Raw genomic sequence first — 14437 nt, forward strand, 5'->3', positions numbered from 1 at the left:
CTCAGACGACGGGCTCGTCCTGCGTCGCCACGCGTGCGCGCAGCGAGTTGCTCATCGCTTCGGTGATGACGACATCGACGAACTGACCGACCAGGCGCGGATTGCCGGGGAAATTCACCGAGCGCATGTTCTCGGTCTTGCCAGTCAGCTCGTTCGGATTCTTCTTCGACGGACCTTCCACCAGCACGGTCTGCACGCTGCCGACCATCGCATCGGAGATCGAACGCGCGTGCGCGTTGATGTGCGCCTGCAGGCGCGAGAGGCGCGCGTGCTTTTCCTCGCTGGAGACGTTGTCCTCCAGGTCCGCGGCCGGCGTGCCCGGGCGGCGCGAGTAGATGAAGGAGAACGACTGGTCGAAGCCGACGTCCTCGATCAGCTTCATGGTCTTCTCGAAATCCGCGTCGCTTTCGCCGGGGAAGCCGACGATGAAGTCGGAGGAGATCGAGATGTCCGGGCGCACCGCGCGCAGCTTGCGGATCTTCTGCTTGAACTCAAGCGCGGTGTAGCCGCGCTTCATCGCCGAGAGGACGCGGTCGCTGCCGGCCTGCACGGGCAAATGCAGGTAGTTGGCGAGCTTGGGCACGTCGCGGTAGGCCTCGATCAGCGAATCGGAGAACTCCAGCGGATGCGAGGTGGTGAAGCGGATGCGACCCACGCCCTCGATCTCGGCGATGGTGCGGATCAGCAGGCCGAGGTCGGCGACCTCGCCATCACCCAACGGCCCGCGATACGCGTTGACGTTCTGGCCAAGCAGGTTGATCTCGCGCACGCCCTGCGCGGCGAGATCGGCGACTTCCACCAGTACGTCCTCGAACGGACGACTGATTTCCTCGCCGCGGGTGTAGGGCACCACGCAGAACGAGCAGTACTTGCTGCAGCCTTCCATGATCGAGACGAACGCGGTCGGGCCTTCGGCGCGCGGCTCGGGCAGGCGGTCGAACTTCTCGATCTCGGGGAAGGAGATGTCGACCTGCGGCAGGCCGGTGTCGCGCCGTGCCTGGATCAGTTCGGGCAGGCGATGCAGGGTCTGCGGACCGAACACGAGGTCGACGAAGGGCGCGCGCTTCACGATCGCCTCGCCTTCCTGCGACGCGACGCAACCGCCGACGCCGATCACCACCGGCTTGTCGCCCTGCTTGAGCGATTTCCAGCGGCCGAGCTGGCTGAACACCTTCTCCTGCGCCTTCTCGCGGATCGAGCAGGTGTTGATCAGGATGACGTCGGCTTCCTCGACGTTGTCTGTCAGCTCAAGGCCATCGCTGGCGGCGAGCACGTCGGCCATCTTGGCCGAGTCGTACTCGTTCATCTGGCACCCGTGGGTCTGGATGAAGAGCTTGCGGGGCGTCGCGGCGTCGTCGGTGCCGCGCTTGGCGGCCGGGGTCGTGGTCTGGCTCATCTGGCTCGATCCGGGAGGGGCGGCGGTTATTCCGCGCCGGAGGGGGCGCATTCTACAGGCCGGGGCAGGGCGCGGACCGCGTTTGCTGAGGCGAGGGCAGGAGAGAGGGCGCGCGACCGCGCCGGCGGGACCCGCAATCCGTGAAGGCAGGCTTGGCATGGCTGGGACTGGCGTGGCTGCTGGCGTTCGCGCCGGCGTTCGCGCAGAACCCGGGGGCTTCGAGCGGCGTATCCCAACCCAGTCGTCCGTCCCTGCCGGGGCGCGACCTGGGCTACGTGCGCACCGCGACGGTCGGGGATCCGCTGTCGCCCGTCCCGGCGACCGGCGCCGGCGACTTTCCGATCTCCCTGCGCACGGCCCAGGGCGAGGTCTTCACCTACGTCGAGGACGGCGTCGTCCACTACAGCAGTCAGCGCCCCGCGCGGCGTGCCGGCATGGGGCGGGTGACGCGCATGCGCTACACCTACCTGGAAACCTGCTTCGCCTGCGCCATCCAGCCCGGGGTGGACTTCGGCACGATCCGGCTCAACACCGACGCCTACCGGGCCGAGATCAGCGCCGCCGCGCGCGACTACGGCGTGGATGAGGCGGTGGTGCGGGCCGTCATCCACGCGGAATCGGCCTACAACCCGCGCGCGATCTCGCGGGTTGGGGCGCAGGGGCTGATGCAATTGATGCCGGCGACGGCACGCCGGTTCGGCGTGGCCAACGTGTTCGACAGCGGCCAGAACATTCGCGGCGGCGTGCAATACCTGGCGTGGCTGCTCAAGCGCTTCAACAACAACCTGACCCTCGCCGCCGCCGGCTACAACGCGGGCGAAGGCGCGGTCGATCGCTACAAAGGAGTGCCGCCGTACGACGAGACCCAGCGTTACGTCGAGCGCGTGGCGGTGCTGGCCGAACGCTACCGGAGCGCGAAGGCGCGCTAGGAACAGGATGGACAGGGGAGCAGTGGGCGGACCGGGCACCGGATCCCGCCGGATCGGGGCAGGGTGCGGGAGCGGTCACGTTTCCCGCACCCCAGTCCGATCAAGGACTTGTGAAGGTCACGGAGACAGGACACACTCGCCGCCATGAGGGGGAGCTGGCTGCTGTTGGGGATGGCAGGCCTGCTGGTTGCGGCACCCGCCGTGGCCGGCACCCTGTACCGTTGCGATTCGCCGGACGGCAGCCGCAGTTACGTCAACAAGCGCGTCGCCGGCGCCACCTGCACCGTCATCAGCAAGGCCGCGCCGCCTGCGACTTCGTCGGCCGCCGCGTCCAAAGCGCCCGCCACGGCGATGGGCAGCGTCACCTCGACCAGCGCCGTCGTCGGTTCGCCTGCCGTCGCGCACGCCGAGCCAACCCGGCTCGTCGCGCCTGCCGCGCCTGCTCCCGCCGCCGCTCCTGCGCCGGCGCAGAACGGACCGCGCGTGGTGCAGGGACAGGTGTACTCCTACATCAAGGACGGCGTGCGCCATTACACCAGCCGCAAGCCGGCGGGCGTGGCAAACGCCAGCGCGGTGCGCACGATCCGCTACAGCTACATCCAGACCTGCTACGCCTGTTCGGTGCGGCCGGGCGTGAACTTCGGCACCGTGCGGCTCAACACCCAGGCCTACAGCGCCGAGATCGCCGCCGCCGCGCGCCAGCACGGGGTCGACGAAGCCATCGTGCGGGCGATCATCCACGCCGAGTCGGCCTACAACCCGAACGCGCTCTCGCGCGCCGGCGCACAGGGCCTGATGCAGCTGATGCCGGCGACCGCGCGGCGCTTCGGGGTGAGCAACGCCTTCGACGCCAGCCAGAACATCCAGGGCGGTGTGCAGTACCTGGCGTGGCTGCTCAAGCGCTTCAACAACAACCTGACCCTCGCCGCCGCCGGCTACAACGCGGGCGAGGGCGCGGTCGACAAGTACAAGGGCGTTCCGCCTTACAGCGAGACGCAGCGCTACGTCCAGCGGGTGGGCGTCCTCGCCGACCGCTACCGGGGTGCGACCGCGGTCATGCGCTGAGGCCGCCCGGACGCCCCGGGCCGGCGCTTCCGGCCCGTTGTGCAACATCGGCGGATTGTCGGGCCATTCACCGTTCCGTTACACTTCCCCGTCTTTTGTGCCGCGAGCCGTCGCCAGTGGCGTTGGCGCTGCGGTGTAACTTCGATCCAGCTTTGCGGAGTGCCGGATGGCCAACCAAGGGGTCCACGATCCTGTCAACCAGGGCCGCCGTCGGTTCCTGACCGCGACCACTGCCGTGGTCGGTGCGGTCGGTGCCGGTTTTGCGGCGGTACCGTTCATCAAGTCCTGGAATCCGAGCACGCGAGCCAAGCTCGCCGGTGCCCCGGTGACCGCCGACATCAGCGCCCTGGCCGAAGGCCAGCGCCTGATTTTCGAGTGGCGTGGCCAGCCCATCTGGATCGTCAAGCGCTCGAAGGCGATCCTCGACGCACTGCCGACCCTGGACGGCCACCTGCGCGATCCCAAGTCCGAGAACAAGGACCAGCAGCCGGCGTACATCACCGGCGAGCTGCGCTCGATCAAGCCGGACATCTCCGTGCTGGTCGGCCTGTGCACGCACCTGGGCTGCTCGCCGGAAATGAAGGCCGAGATCCGCCCGGAGCCGTTCGATCCGGAGTGGAAGGGCGGCTACTTCTGCCCTTGCCACAAGTCCCGCTTCGACATGGCCGGTCGCGTGTTCGAAGGCGTGCCCGCACCGACCAACCTGGTCGTGCCGCCGCACTACTACGAGAACGACACCACGATCGTGATCGGCGTGGATCCGTCGAACAAGGGAGCGGCGTAAGTCATGGCGAACATCTTCACCCGTGCCGCTAATGGCGCGATGGATTGGGTCAACGCGCGCGCACCCGGCATGATGCCGGCGTACCGCAAGCACATGACCGAGTACTACGCGCCGAAGAACTTCAACCTCTGGTACTACTTCGGCTCGCTGGCGCTGCTGGTGCTGGTCAACCAGATCCTCACCGGCATCTTCCTGACGATGCACTTCAAGCCGTCCGCGGCGGAAGCGTTCTCGTCGGTCGAATACATCATGCGCGACGTGGAGTGGGGCTGGCTGATCCGCTACATGCACTCCACGGGCGCGTCGATGTTCTTCATCGTCGTGTACCTGCACATGTTCCGCGGCCTGATGTACGGCTCGTACCAGAAGCCGCGCGAGCTGGTGTGGATCCTGGGCATGCTGATCTACCTGGTGCTGATGGCCGAAGCCTTCATGGGCTACGTGTTGCCGTGGGGCCAGATGTCGTTCTGGGGCGCCAAGGTGATCATCTCGCTGTTCGGCGCGATCCCGGTCATCGGCAACGGCCTGACCGAATGGATCATGGGCGACTACCTGCCGGGCGACGCCACGCTGAACCGCTTCTTCGCGCTGCACGTGATCGCGCTGCCGCTGGTCCTGCTGCTGCTGGTCGTGCTGCACCTGGGCGCGCTGCACGAAGTCGGCTCGAACAACCCGGACGGCGTCGAGATCAAGAAGGGCCCGAAGGGCAACCGCTGGGACGCGAACAAGCCGGCCGACGGCATCCCCTTCCATCCGTACTACACGGTGAAGGATCTGTTCGGCACCGGTTTCTTCCTGATCCTGTGCGCTTTCGTCATCTTCTTCGCACCGGCCTTCGGCGGCTGGTTCCTGGAGCATGACAACTTCACCGAGGCCAACCGCCTGGTGACGCCGGAGCACATCAAGCCGGTCTGGTACTACACCCCGTACTACGCGATGCTGCGCGTCGTGCCGCACAAGCTCAGCGGCGTGATCGTGATGTTCGCCGCGATCGCCGTGCTGTTCCTCGTGCCGTGGCTCGACCGCTCCAAGGTCAAGTCGCACCGCTACCGCGGCTGGATGACCAAGGTCATGCTGGGCATGCTGGCGATCTGCTTCCTGTGGCTGGGCAAGATCGGCGCCGGTCCGGGTACCGACCCGGTCGAGACGATCATCGGTCGCGTGCTGACCTTCCTGTACTTCGTGTTCTTCATCACCATGCCGATTTGGACCAAGCTCGACAGGACCAAGCCGGTACCGGAACGGGTGACGATGCATGACTGACCTCAATCAAGGCCACGACATCCACCGTCCCCAGAAGATGCGCATCGTGAAGAAGCTCGCCACCTTTGCCGCCGGTCTGCTGATCTCGTTCGGCGCCTTCGCCTCCGAGGGCGGTCACCTGCTGCAGTCGGGCACCGACCTGGACGATCCCGCATCGCTCCAGCGCGGCGCCAAGCTGTACATGAACTACTGCTCGGGCTGCCACTCGCTGAAGTACCTGCGCTATTCGCGCATGGCCGAGGATCTGGGCCTGTCCGAAGACGAGGTGATGAAGAACCTCAACTTCACCGGTGCCAAGGTCGGCGAGCAGATCCAGGTCAACATGACCCCGGAGCACGGCGCCCAGTGGTTCGGCAAGATGCCGCCGGACCTGAGCCTGATCGCGCGCGTCCGCGGCAGCGACTGGGTCTACACCTACCTGAAGTCGTTCTACCTGGACGAGTCGCGTCCGCTGGGCTGGAACAACCGCCTGTTCCCCAATGCCTCCATGCCGAACGTGCTGTGGGAGTTGCAGGGCCTGCAGCACGCCGAGTTCGGCGAGCCGGACAAGGCCACGGGTGAGCGTCCGGTCCTCGACCTCAAGGTGACCCAGCCGGGTCAGTTGAAGGAAGCCGAGTTCAACCAGGCGGTCCGCGACATCACGACGTTCCTCGAGTATGCCGGCGAGCCGGCCGCCCTGAAGCGCACGAACCTCGGCGTCTGGGTGATCCTGTTCCTGGCGATGTTCACCCTGATCGCCTACCTGCTCAAGCTCGAGTACTGGCGAGACGTGGACAAGCACTGATCCCTTGCTGTATCCCTTGGAGCCCGCGCAGGAATGTGCGGGCTCCTTCGGTTTGGCGGGGTGATGCGCTGATCGAGGCCGCGACGACCGTCCACACGGGGTGGATGGCGTCTTCCCACCGGCGGATTCCGGTGGCTGGAGAGGTCGATGATGGCGGCTAGTCCACGTATGCGTAATGCCCTGACGCTGTTCTCTTCCACCGACTGCGTGCTGTGCCACCGTGTACGCCTGGTGCTTGCGGCCAAAGGCGTCACCTACGATCTGGTCCCGGTCGATCCGCAGAACCCGCCCGAAGACCTGGTCGACCTCAACCCGTACCACTCGGTGCCGACCCTGGTCGAACGCGACCTGGTGCTCTACGCCGCCAGCGTCGTCAGCGAATACCTCGACGAACGCTATCCGCACCCGCCGCTGATGCCGGTGGACCCGCTGTCCCGCGCGCGCCTGCGTCTGGCGATGCTGCGCCTGGAGCACGACTGGGTGCCGCAGGTGCAGGCCATCCAGCTGGGCAACAAGGCGCAGGCCGAGGCCGGTCGCAAGCGCCTGAAGGAACTGCTCACCGCGTCGGTGCCGCTGTTCAAGGCCAGCAAGTTCTTCCTCAATCCCGAAATGAGCCTGGCCGACTGCGCGATGGCGCCGATCATCTGGCGGCTCGATGCGCTCGGCGTTCCGCTGCCGAAGGACGGCAAGGCGATCGAGGATTACGGCAACCGCATCTTCCGCAACCCGGGCTTCACCCGCAGCCTGACCGAGCAGGAACGCAAGCTGCGCGAACTTCCGGCCTGACCGCCGGCGCGATGCGTTTTTTCTGGCGGGCCGCATGGCCCGCCTCGCGTTTTCGGCCTTCGGCGTGCACCTGCGCACCGCTTCGCGGCGCTACACTTCGGCCATGAGTCAGGAAAGTTCTTCGATGACCAGCCATCGCCCGTACCTGCTTCGGGCGCTGTACGAGTGGATCGCCGACAACGGCATGACCCCCCACTTGCTGGTAGATGCCGCCCGCCCCGGTGTGCAGGTGCCCACGCATGCGGTCAAGGACGGCAAGATCGTCCTCAACGTCGCCGAGCGCGCCGTGTCGCGACTGGAAATGGGCAACGACGCGATCCGTTTCAGCGCCCGCTTCGGCGGCGTGAGCTATCCGGTCACCGTGCCGGTGCACGCGGTGCTCGCGATCTATGCGCGCGAAACGGGGCAGGGCATGGCATTGCCCGAGGACATCCACGCGGCCGCCGACGAAGGCGAGGTCGAGCTTGAGATGGCCGACGAAAACTCCGCGCCGTCGCTCAGTGCGGTTCCCAACGACCCCGCACCCGATGGCGACGACGACGGCCCGCAGACGCCTTCGCCGCGTCGCGGCGGACACCTGCGCATCGTCAAGTAACGCTGGCGATCAGGGGCCTCCCGCACTTCGTTAGTGCGTGTCGCCGTGATCAACCTTCTCCGCGAGGGAGGGGCGAAAGGCGCTCAGTGCAGCGACGTCGGCGCCTGCGTTACCGGTCCGCTGAAAGCCACCAGCCGGTCGCCGCGCAGCACCAGGCGACCGATGTGGCGGTCCTCGCCGTCGATCGAATAATCGAAGCGGAACGTGCGTTCCCAGCCGAGCCAGCCGCTGTCGTGCCGGCACAGGCGGATGCCGATGGCGTGCACGCTGTGGTCGAGCCACTGCACCCCGGCCGCGTGGCAGGCGTTGCGACCGACCGCCTCCGCGCGTTCGGCGGCGGCGCGACCGGCGCTCCAGAATGCGAACGCCATCGCAGCGAGGATCATCAGGATGAGTAAAGTCGGCATCCAATTACTGTGGCGGCGGTGTGCGCCTGCCGCAAGAGGTCTTGGACTGCGCTGAGGGGGGCTGGTCCTACGTGAAACTCGTCTTTCCGGGTGGCGAACACCCGCAGGTTCTGCTCGGCCACGGCGTGAACCGCGTCGGGTCCGATCCTCAATCCACCATCGTCATCGACCATCCCGGTGTCCTGCCGCAGCATTGCCAGCTGCACGTGACAGCGCAGGGCGTGATGCTCGCCGTGCCCACGGGCACGGCGGTGACCGTCAACGGTCGACCGGTGCAGGGGCTCATCGCCCTACGCCCCGGCGACAGCGTCGGCTTCGACCAGGTGCAGGCCAAGCTGGCTGCGCTCGGACCGCCGCCGGTCGTCGCCCGCCAGGCGAACGCCGGTCCGGAACTGCCCCCGGCCAACGACGACCCGGGCGTTACCGCGGTGAGGCCGGTGCTGCCGCGCTTCTTCCTGCGCGGCGTCTCGTCCGAGGTGTCCGGTCGCAGCGACGCGCTGATCGGCGTGCTGACCATCGGCCGCAGCAGCGAATGCAACCTGCGCTTCGACACGCCCGGACTGTCGCGCACGCATGCGCGGCTGATGCCGACCGAAACGGGCGTGCAGGTCGAGGACCTGGGATCGAGCAACGGCAGCTACATCAACGGCAAGCGCGTGCTGCGCGGCGAAGCGCATGTCGGCGACGAGGTGATGTTCGACACGCTGCGCTTCCGCGTGGCGGCGACCAGCGTGCAGGAGCCGCCGGTCGAAGTCGTCGCGACCTCGAAGCGCCGCCAGAAGAAGGCGAAGGGTTCGTCGCTGCGCTGGCTGCTGCTGGCCGCGGTCGTTGCCGGCGGCGTGGCTGCCGCGTTGATGTCCCTGCCGCGCTGACGCGCACGCCGTCGGTCAGGCCGGCGGCGGGCCCAGCTTGAGCGAGAGATCGATCGCGCGGACGTGCTTGGTCAGTCCGCCGATGGAGATGCAGTCGACGCCGTCGCGCGCGATCGCGCGCACCGTGTCCATGTCCACGCCGCCCGAGACTTCCAGCGGAATGCGCCGGTCGATCGGCAGCGCATGCGCGATGCGCACCGCCTCGCGGCGCATGGTGGCGTCGAAATCGTCGATCAGGATGCGGTCGCAGCCTTCGCGCAGCGCTTCCTCGAGCTGGGCGATCGACTCGACTTCCACGATCAGCGGCAGCGCGGGATGCATCGCGCGCGCCGCGCGGATCGCGGCGGTCAGCGAGCCGGCCGCGCGCACGTGGTTTTCCTTGAGCATGACCGCATCGAACAGGCCGATTCGATGGTTCACGCCGCCGCCGACGCGCACCGCGTACTTCTGCGCCTGGCGCAGGCCGGGCAGGGTCTTGCGCGTGTCGAGGATCTTCGCGTTCGTGCCGCGCACGGCGTCGACGTACGCGGCGGTCACGGTTGCCGTCGCGGACAGCGTCTGCATGAAATTCAGCGAGGTGCGCTCGGCGGTGACGAGCGCGCGGGCGCGGCCCTGCAGCGTCGCCAGCACGGTGCCCGCGGCGACGCGCTGGCCTTCGGTCACGCGCCAGTCGATGCGCACGTTCGGATCTAGCGCGCGATGGGTGGCGTCGAACCAGGGGCGGCCGCAGACCACGGCCGCTTCCTTGCACAACAGGTAGGCGCTGTCGGCAACGTCCGGCAGCAGCGCCGCGGTCACATCGCCGTCGCCGACGTCCTCGGCAAGGGCGCGGGCCACGTCCTGCGCGACCGAGCCGGCCGGCGGCGGAAGCACGGCCGTGCTCATGCGCCCGGGAACGACGGGATCTGCACCGTCGCGATGCCTTCCTCGGCGAGCAGGACGGGAATGCCGTCGTCGACCCGGTAGACCGTCTTGCGATCGCGGGTGATCAGGCCTTCGCGCAGCGCGTCGGACTGGGCGCTGCCGTCGCCGCGGATCACGCCGCCGCCCTGGATCGCGGTATTGAGTGCCTGCAGGCCGCGGCCGTCGAGCAGCAGCAGGGGCTGGCGCGTGGTGGGGCAGACGAGCAGGTCGAGCAGCTTGCGGTCCATACGGTGCGATGCCGGGGGAGCGGGACAGGGCGTTAGAATACGTCTTTGCGCCAAGGCTCGACCAATGTCCGAATCCGCTGTCGCCCCGCTCGTGGGCATCGTGATGGGCTCACGCTCCGACTGGGAGACGATGCAGCACGCCGCCGCCAAGCTCGAAGCGCTCGGCGTCCCGCACGAGGTCCGCGTGGTCTCGGCGCATCGCACGCCCGACGTGTTGTTCGACTACGCGGCGACCGCGGGTTCGCGCGGGCTGCGCGCGATCATCGCCGGCGCCGGCGGCGCGGCGCACCTGCCGGGCATGCTCGCGGCCAAGACCGCGGTGCCGGTGCTCGGCGTTCCGGTGCAGAGCAAGGCACTCAACGGCATGGATTCGCTGCTGTCGATCGTGCAGATGCCGGCCGGCATTCCCGTGGGCACCTTCGCGATCGGCAACGCCGGCGCGGCGAATGCGGCGCTGTTCGCCGCGGCGATGCTGGCCCACGACCATCCCGCCATCGGCCAGGCACTCGATGCCTTCCGCACGCGCCAGACCGACGACGTGCTCGCCAACGACGATCCGCGGAAATGACGACTGTAGGAATTCTGGGCGGCGGGCAGCTGGCCCGCATGCTCGCGCTTTCCGGCGCGCCGCTCGGCCTGCGCTTCCTGGTGATGGACAACGTCGCCGACGCCTGCGCCGGCCAGTTCGCGCCGATGGTGGTGGGCGACTACCGCGACGAAGCGGCGCTGGGCGAGTTCGCTTCGCGCGTGGACGTGGCGACGTTCGATTTCGAGAACGTGCCCGCCGAATCGGCGCAGTGGCTGAGCCAGCGCGTGCCGGTGTTCCCCAATCCGGGCGCACTCGCCACCGCGCAGGATCGTCTCGCGGAGAAGACGCTTTTCAAGGGGCTCGGCATCCCGGTGCCGCCGTTCGCGCCGATCGACACGCGCGCGCAGCTCGATGCGGCGCTCGCGGAGATCGGCACGCCGTGCATCCTCAAGACGCGTCGTCTTGGCTACGACGGCAAGGGCCAGTTCCGTATCAAGACGCCGGCCGACGCGGATGCCGCGTGGGACGCGCTGGGCGCACAGGCACCGAAGGTCGGGCTGATCCTCGAAGGCTTCGTCCATTTTGAGCGTGAGCTGTCGGTGGTCGCGGTGCGCGGTCGCGACGGCGAGTTCCGCGCCTGGCCGCTGACCGAGAACTGGCATGTCGACGGTGTGCTGTCGGCGAGCCTTGCGCCGGCGCGCGTCGACAGCGCGTTGCAGGAAATCGCCTACGACTACGCGCGTCGCCTCGGCGAGGCGATGGACTACGTCGGCGTGTTCGCGCTGGAGCTGTTCTGCCGCGACGGCGAACTGCTCGCCAACGAACTCGCGCCGCGCGTGCACAACTCCGGCCACTGGACCATCGAAGGCAGCGAGACCAGCCAGTTCCAGAACCACCTGCGCGCGGTGCTCGGCCTTCCGCTGGGCGATACGCGCATGGTCGGACTGGCGTGCATGCTCAACTGGATCGGCGAAATGCCCGATGCGTTGCCGATGCTGCGCGAAGCCGGCGGCCATTGGCACGACTACGGCAAGCAGCCGCGCGCCGGACGCAAGGTCGGCCATGCAACGCTGCGCGCCGACACTGCCGAGGCGCTGGCCGTTTCGTTGCAGCGCGTCGGCGAGGCGCTCGGACGCCAGGCGCAGGTCGCACCGGTGGTTGAACGCCTGCACGGTTGAGCCACTTCGCTTCATCGCCGCGACGGTCGGCGTTGCAAAGAAAAACGGCCGGGTCTCCCCGGCCGTTTTCGTATCCGCGGATACCGCGTCTTACTTCAGGTTCGAAGCGACGAAGTCCCAGTTGACCAGGTTCCAGAACGACTCGACGTACTTCGGACGAGCGTTGCGGTAGTCGATGTAGTAAGCGTGTTCCCACACGTCGCAGGTCAGCAGCGCGGTGTCGTCGCCGGTGAGCGGGGTGTTGGCGTTGGACGTGCTGACCAGCGCCAGCGAACCGTCCGGACGCTGCACTAGCCAGCCCCAGCCCGAACCGAAGGTGCCGACGGTGACCTTGGTGAACTCTTCCTTGAACTTGGCGAAGTCGCCGAAGGCCTTGGCGATCAGGTCGGCCAGCTTGCCGGTCGGCTCGCCGCCGCCGTTGGGCGACAGGCAGTTCCAGTAGAAGGTGTGGTTCCAGATCTGCGCGGCGTTGTTGAACATGCCGCCCTGCGACTTGCGGATGATCTCTTCCAGCGACAGCGAGGCGAACTCGGTGCCCTCGATCATCTTGTTGAGGTTGTCCACGTAGGTCTTGTGGTGCTTGCCGTAGTGGAAATCGATGGTCTCGCCGGAGATGTGCGGTTCCAGGGCAGTGCGGTCGTAGGGCAGCGGAGGCAGTTCGATGGCCATTGCGGGCTCCAGAAGGGCTGGCTAAGGGAATGCCGGGCGGCGACCGGTGGGCGGCGCGTCCGCGGCTCGGGAAGGCTTACAATTGCCATTCTATCCCCACGCTTCGTTGCCGTGCCGTCAATGGCGCGCAACGCACCATCGCAGGAGTTGCATCCATGTCCGTTATGGAACGGATCCAGGCTGAAGTCGAAAGCCATCCCATCGTCCTTTTCATGAAGGGCACCGCGCAGTTCCCGATGTGCGGCTTCTCCAGTCGTGCGGTGCAGGCGCTCAAGGCCGCCGGCGCGGCCGAACTGCACACCGTCAACGTGCTCGAGGATCCGGAGATCCGCGCGAATCTGCCGCGCTATTCGAACTGGCCGACGTTCCCGCAGCTCTTCATCCACGGCGAACTGATCGGCGGATGCGACATCACGCTGGAGCTGTTCGAGTCCGGCGAGCTGGCGCGCATGATCAGCGAGACGCAGCGCCAGTGATGGCGGCCGCTGCACAGGGCGCGGGCGCGCTCGATGGCCGTGTCGTCCTGGTGACCGGCGCGTACGGCGGTCTCGGCAGCGCGGCCGCGCTGGCATGCGCGCGCGCCGGCGCGACAGTGGTGCTGCTCGGTCGCAAGGTGGCCAAGTTGAACCGCGTGTACGACGCGCTGGCGCAGGTCGGCCCGGAACCGCTGCTGTATCCGCTCGACCTGGAAGGCGCGTCGGCCGACGACTACGCCGAACTCGCGCAGCGCATCGAAAGCGAACTCGGACGTCTCGACGGCGTCCTGCATTGCGCCGCGGATTTCGCTGGACTCACACCGCTGGCGCAGACCGATCCGGCTGCGTTCGCACGCGCGCTGCACGTCAACCTCACCGCGCCGTGGTGGCTGACACAGGCCTGCCTGCCGTTGCTGGCGAAGTCGGAGGATGCGTCGATCGTGTTCGTCGTCGACGACGCCGCGCGGGTATCGAAGGCGTACTGGGGCGGCTACGGACTGGCGAAGCAGGGCGCGGCCGGACTGGTCGCGATGCTGCACGCGGAACTCGGCAGCTCGACGGTGCGGGTCGCCGGCCTGCAGCCCGGTCCGATGCGCACGCCGTTGCGTGCGAAGGCCTACGTCGAGGAAACCGATCGCAACGCGGTCGAGCCGAACGCCTACGCCGCGGCCTGCGTGACCCTGCTGTCGCCCGCCGGGGCGGCGCATCGCGGACAGGTCTGGGCGCCGACGCCCGCCACCCTCACGCTGACCCAGCTGCAGTGACGGGCTCGATTTCATGACCATCGCCTCCGCGGCACTGCTGCTGTTCCTGATCCTCGATCCGCTGGGCAACGTCCCGGTATTCCTGAGTCTGCTGCGCGGCCTGCCGCCCCGGCGCCAGCGCATCGTGCTGGCGCGCGAGCTGCTGATCGCGCTGGGCGTGCTGATGCTGTTCCTGTGGGGCGGCAAGTACGCGCTGGAGTTGATGCATCTGCGTCAGGAGTCGGTGTCGATCGCTGGCGGCATCGTGCTGTTCCTGATCGGCATCCGCATGATCTTCCCGCCGCCGGAAGGCCTGATGGGCGAGATCCCCGACGGCGAGCCTTTCATCGTGCCGATGGCCATCCCGCTGGTGGCCGGCCCGTCCGGCATGGCCGCGGTGATGCTGATGGGCAGCAACGAGCCCGCACGCCTGGCCGACTGGAGCCTGGCCCTGCTGATCGCCTGGGGTGCGACGGCGGCGATCCTGTTCTCCGCGACCCTGCTCTACAAGCTGCTGGGCCGCCGCGCCCTGACCGCCATCGAACGCCTGATGGGCATGCTGCTGGTCGCCATCTCGGTGCAGATGTTCCTCGACGGCCTAGGCACCTACCTCCAGATCGCGCCTCCGTAAGGACGGCCCTGCCGACCGGCCGACCGCTTGCGTCGGCCGGCTCCCGAACCCCGGGGCCCGTTCTGGCGCCCCTTGTCGCCGTTTGGCGGCATGTGTCGGTTGTTGACGGTCGTCACGTCTCTGTCACAGACCCTACCTAGCCTGTTAAACTGCTGTTAACCCGGCGGGTTCCGTTTCGC

The 14437-nt window shown here is 67.8% G+C and carries 18 protein-coding genes; 13 read left to right on the forward strand and 5 right to left on the reverse strand.

Annotation, left to right across the window (positions count from 1 at the left end):
- Nucleotide 1 precedes the first annotated feature (1 nt).
- Nucleotides 2–1396 carry a tRNA (N6-isopentenyl adenosine(37)-C2)-methylthiotransferase MiaB gene (miaB, locus tag FOF45_RS11445; protein WP_158984982.1) on the reverse strand — a complete coding sequence of 465 codons (1395 nt, stop codon included), beginning with the start codon at nt 1394–1396 and terminating at the stop codon, nt 2–4.
- A 179-nt stretch (nt 1397–1575) separates the two neighbouring features.
- On the opposite strand from miaB, the gene FOF45_RS11450 reads away from it, so the two are divergent.
- The 7 genes from FOF45_RS11450 (at nt 1576) to FOF45_RS11480 (ending at nt 7602) form a co-directional block, all read left to right on the forward strand.
- A complete protein-coding gene (locus tag FOF45_RS11450; RefSeq protein ID WP_425481957.1) occupies nt 1576–2325 on the forward strand; it encodes a lytic transglycosylase domain-containing protein in 750 nt (249 codons plus the stop codon).
- 144 nt (nt 2326–2469) lie between these two features.
- The gene (locus FOF45_RS11455; RefSeq protein WP_199244473.1) at nt 2470–3390 is read left to right on the forward strand and encodes a lytic transglycosylase domain-containing protein; all 921 of its coding nucleotides are present in this window, start codon (nt 2470–2472) and stop codon (nt 3388–3390) included.
- A gap of 166 nt (nt 3391–3556) precedes the next feature.
- A complete protein-coding gene (gene petA, locus FOF45_RS11460; protein ID WP_158984984.1) occupies nt 3557–4174 on the forward strand; it encodes a ubiquinol-cytochrome c reductase iron-sulfur subunit in 618 nt (205 codons plus the stop codon).
- A 3-nt stretch (nt 4175–4177) separates the two neighbouring features.
- Entirely contained in the window at nt 4178–5437 is a 1260-nt protein-coding gene (locus tag FOF45_RS11465) for a cytochrome b (RefSeq protein ID WP_158984986.1), read from the forward strand.
- 37 nt (nt 5438–5474) lie between these two features.
- Nucleotides 5475–6221 (forward strand): cytochrome c1, encoded by a 747-nt coding sequence (locus FOF45_RS11470; protein ID WP_158987459.1) that lies wholly within the window; start codon nt 5475–5477, stop codon nt 6219–6221.
- Between the two features lie 150 nt (nt 6222–6371).
- Entirely contained in the window at nt 6372–7007 is a 636-nt protein-coding gene (locus FOF45_RS11475; RefSeq protein WP_158984988.1) for a glutathione S-transferase N-terminal domain-containing protein, read from the forward strand.
- Between the two features lie 103 nt (nt 7008–7110).
- The gene (locus tag FOF45_RS11480) at nt 7111–7602 is read left to right on the forward strand and encodes a ClpXP protease specificity-enhancing factor (RefSeq protein ID WP_158984990.1); all 492 of its coding nucleotides are present in this window, start codon (nt 7111–7113) and stop codon (nt 7600–7602) included.
- Between the two features lie 83 nt (nt 7603–7685).
- On the opposite strand, the gene FOF45_RS11485 is transcribed toward FOF45_RS11480, so the two are convergent.
- Nucleotides 7686–8009 carry a DUF3301 domain-containing protein gene (locus FOF45_RS11485; protein WP_158984992.1) on the reverse strand — a complete coding sequence of 108 codons (324 nt, stop codon included), beginning with the start codon at nt 8007–8009 and terminating at the stop codon, nt 7686–7688.
- 71 nt (nt 8010–8080) lie between these two features.
- Between FOF45_RS11485 and FOF45_RS11490 the strand changes: the two genes are divergently transcribed.
- Nucleotides 8081–8881: an FHA domain-containing protein gene (locus tag FOF45_RS11490; RefSeq protein WP_158984994.1), complete on the forward strand. Its 801-nt coding sequence runs from the start codon at nt 8081–8083 to the stop codon at nt 8879–8881.
- A 15-nt stretch (nt 8882–8896) separates the two neighbouring features.
- Here FOF45_RS11490 and nadC read toward each other — a convergent pair whose 3' ends face one another.
- Both nadC and FOF45_RS11500 read right to left on the reverse strand, forming a co-directional pair.
- Nucleotides 8897–9766, reverse strand: coding sequence for a carboxylating nicotinate-nucleotide diphosphorylase (gene nadC, locus FOF45_RS11495; RefSeq protein ID WP_158984996.1), 870 nt, complete (start codon nt 9764–9766; stop codon nt 8897–8899).
- Nucleotides 9763–10032 (reverse strand): Trm112 family protein, encoded by a 270-nt coding sequence (locus FOF45_RS11500; RefSeq protein ID WP_158984998.1) that lies wholly within the window; start codon nt 10030–10032, stop codon nt 9763–9765. The genes nadC and FOF45_RS11500 overlap by 4 nt, the downstream gene beginning before the upstream one ends.
- Before the next feature lie 64 nt (nt 10033–10096).
- Between FOF45_RS11500 and purE the strand changes: the two genes are divergently transcribed.
- Both purE and FOF45_RS11510 read left to right on the forward strand, forming a co-directional pair.
- Complete coding sequence (purE, locus tag FOF45_RS11505) at nt 10097–10600, forward strand: 5-(carboxyamino)imidazole ribonucleotide mutase (RefSeq protein WP_158985000.1); 504 nt, start codon at nt 10097–10099, stop codon at nt 10598–10600.
- Nucleotides 10597–11739, forward strand: coding sequence for a 5-(carboxyamino)imidazole ribonucleotide synthase (locus tag FOF45_RS11510; RefSeq protein WP_158985002.1), 1143 nt, complete (start codon nt 10597–10599; stop codon nt 11737–11739). Before purE ends, FOF45_RS11510 begins: the two co-directional genes overlap by 4 nt.
- Nucleotides 11740–11829: 90 nt before the next feature.
- Here FOF45_RS11510 and FOF45_RS11515 read toward each other — a convergent pair whose 3' ends face one another.
- The gene (locus FOF45_RS11515) at nt 11830–12408 is read right to left on the reverse strand and encodes a superoxide dismutase (protein WP_158985004.1); all 579 of its coding nucleotides are present in this window, start codon (nt 12406–12408) and stop codon (nt 11830–11832) included.
- Between the two features lie 155 nt (nt 12409–12563).
- Here FOF45_RS11515 and grxD point away from each other — a divergent pair, with 155 nt between their 5' ends.
- The 3 genes from grxD to FOF45_RS11530 are packed head-to-tail and all read left to right on the forward strand — an operon-like array spanning nt 12564 to nt 14258.
- The gene (grxD, locus tag FOF45_RS11520) at nt 12564–12884 is read left to right on the forward strand and encodes a Grx4 family monothiol glutaredoxin (RefSeq protein ID WP_158985006.1); all 321 of its coding nucleotides are present in this window, start codon (nt 12564–12566) and stop codon (nt 12882–12884) included.
- Entirely contained in the window at nt 12884–13648 is a 765-nt protein-coding gene (locus tag FOF45_RS11525; protein ID WP_158985008.1) for an SDR family NAD(P)-dependent oxidoreductase, read from the forward strand. The genes grxD and FOF45_RS11525 overlap by 1 nt, the downstream gene beginning before the upstream one ends.
- 13 nt (nt 13649–13661) lie before the next feature.
- Nucleotides 13662–14258, forward strand: coding sequence for a YhgN family NAAT transporter (locus tag FOF45_RS11530; RefSeq protein ID WP_158985010.1), 597 nt, complete (start codon nt 13662–13664; stop codon nt 14256–14258).
- Nucleotides 14259–14437: the final 179 nt, after the last annotated feature.

Source organism: Lysobacter panacisoli, assembly GCF_009765165.1.
GTDB classification, from domain to species: Bacteria; Pseudomonadota; Gammaproteobacteria; order Xanthomonadales; family Xanthomonadaceae; genus Lysobacter_J; species Lysobacter_J panacisoli.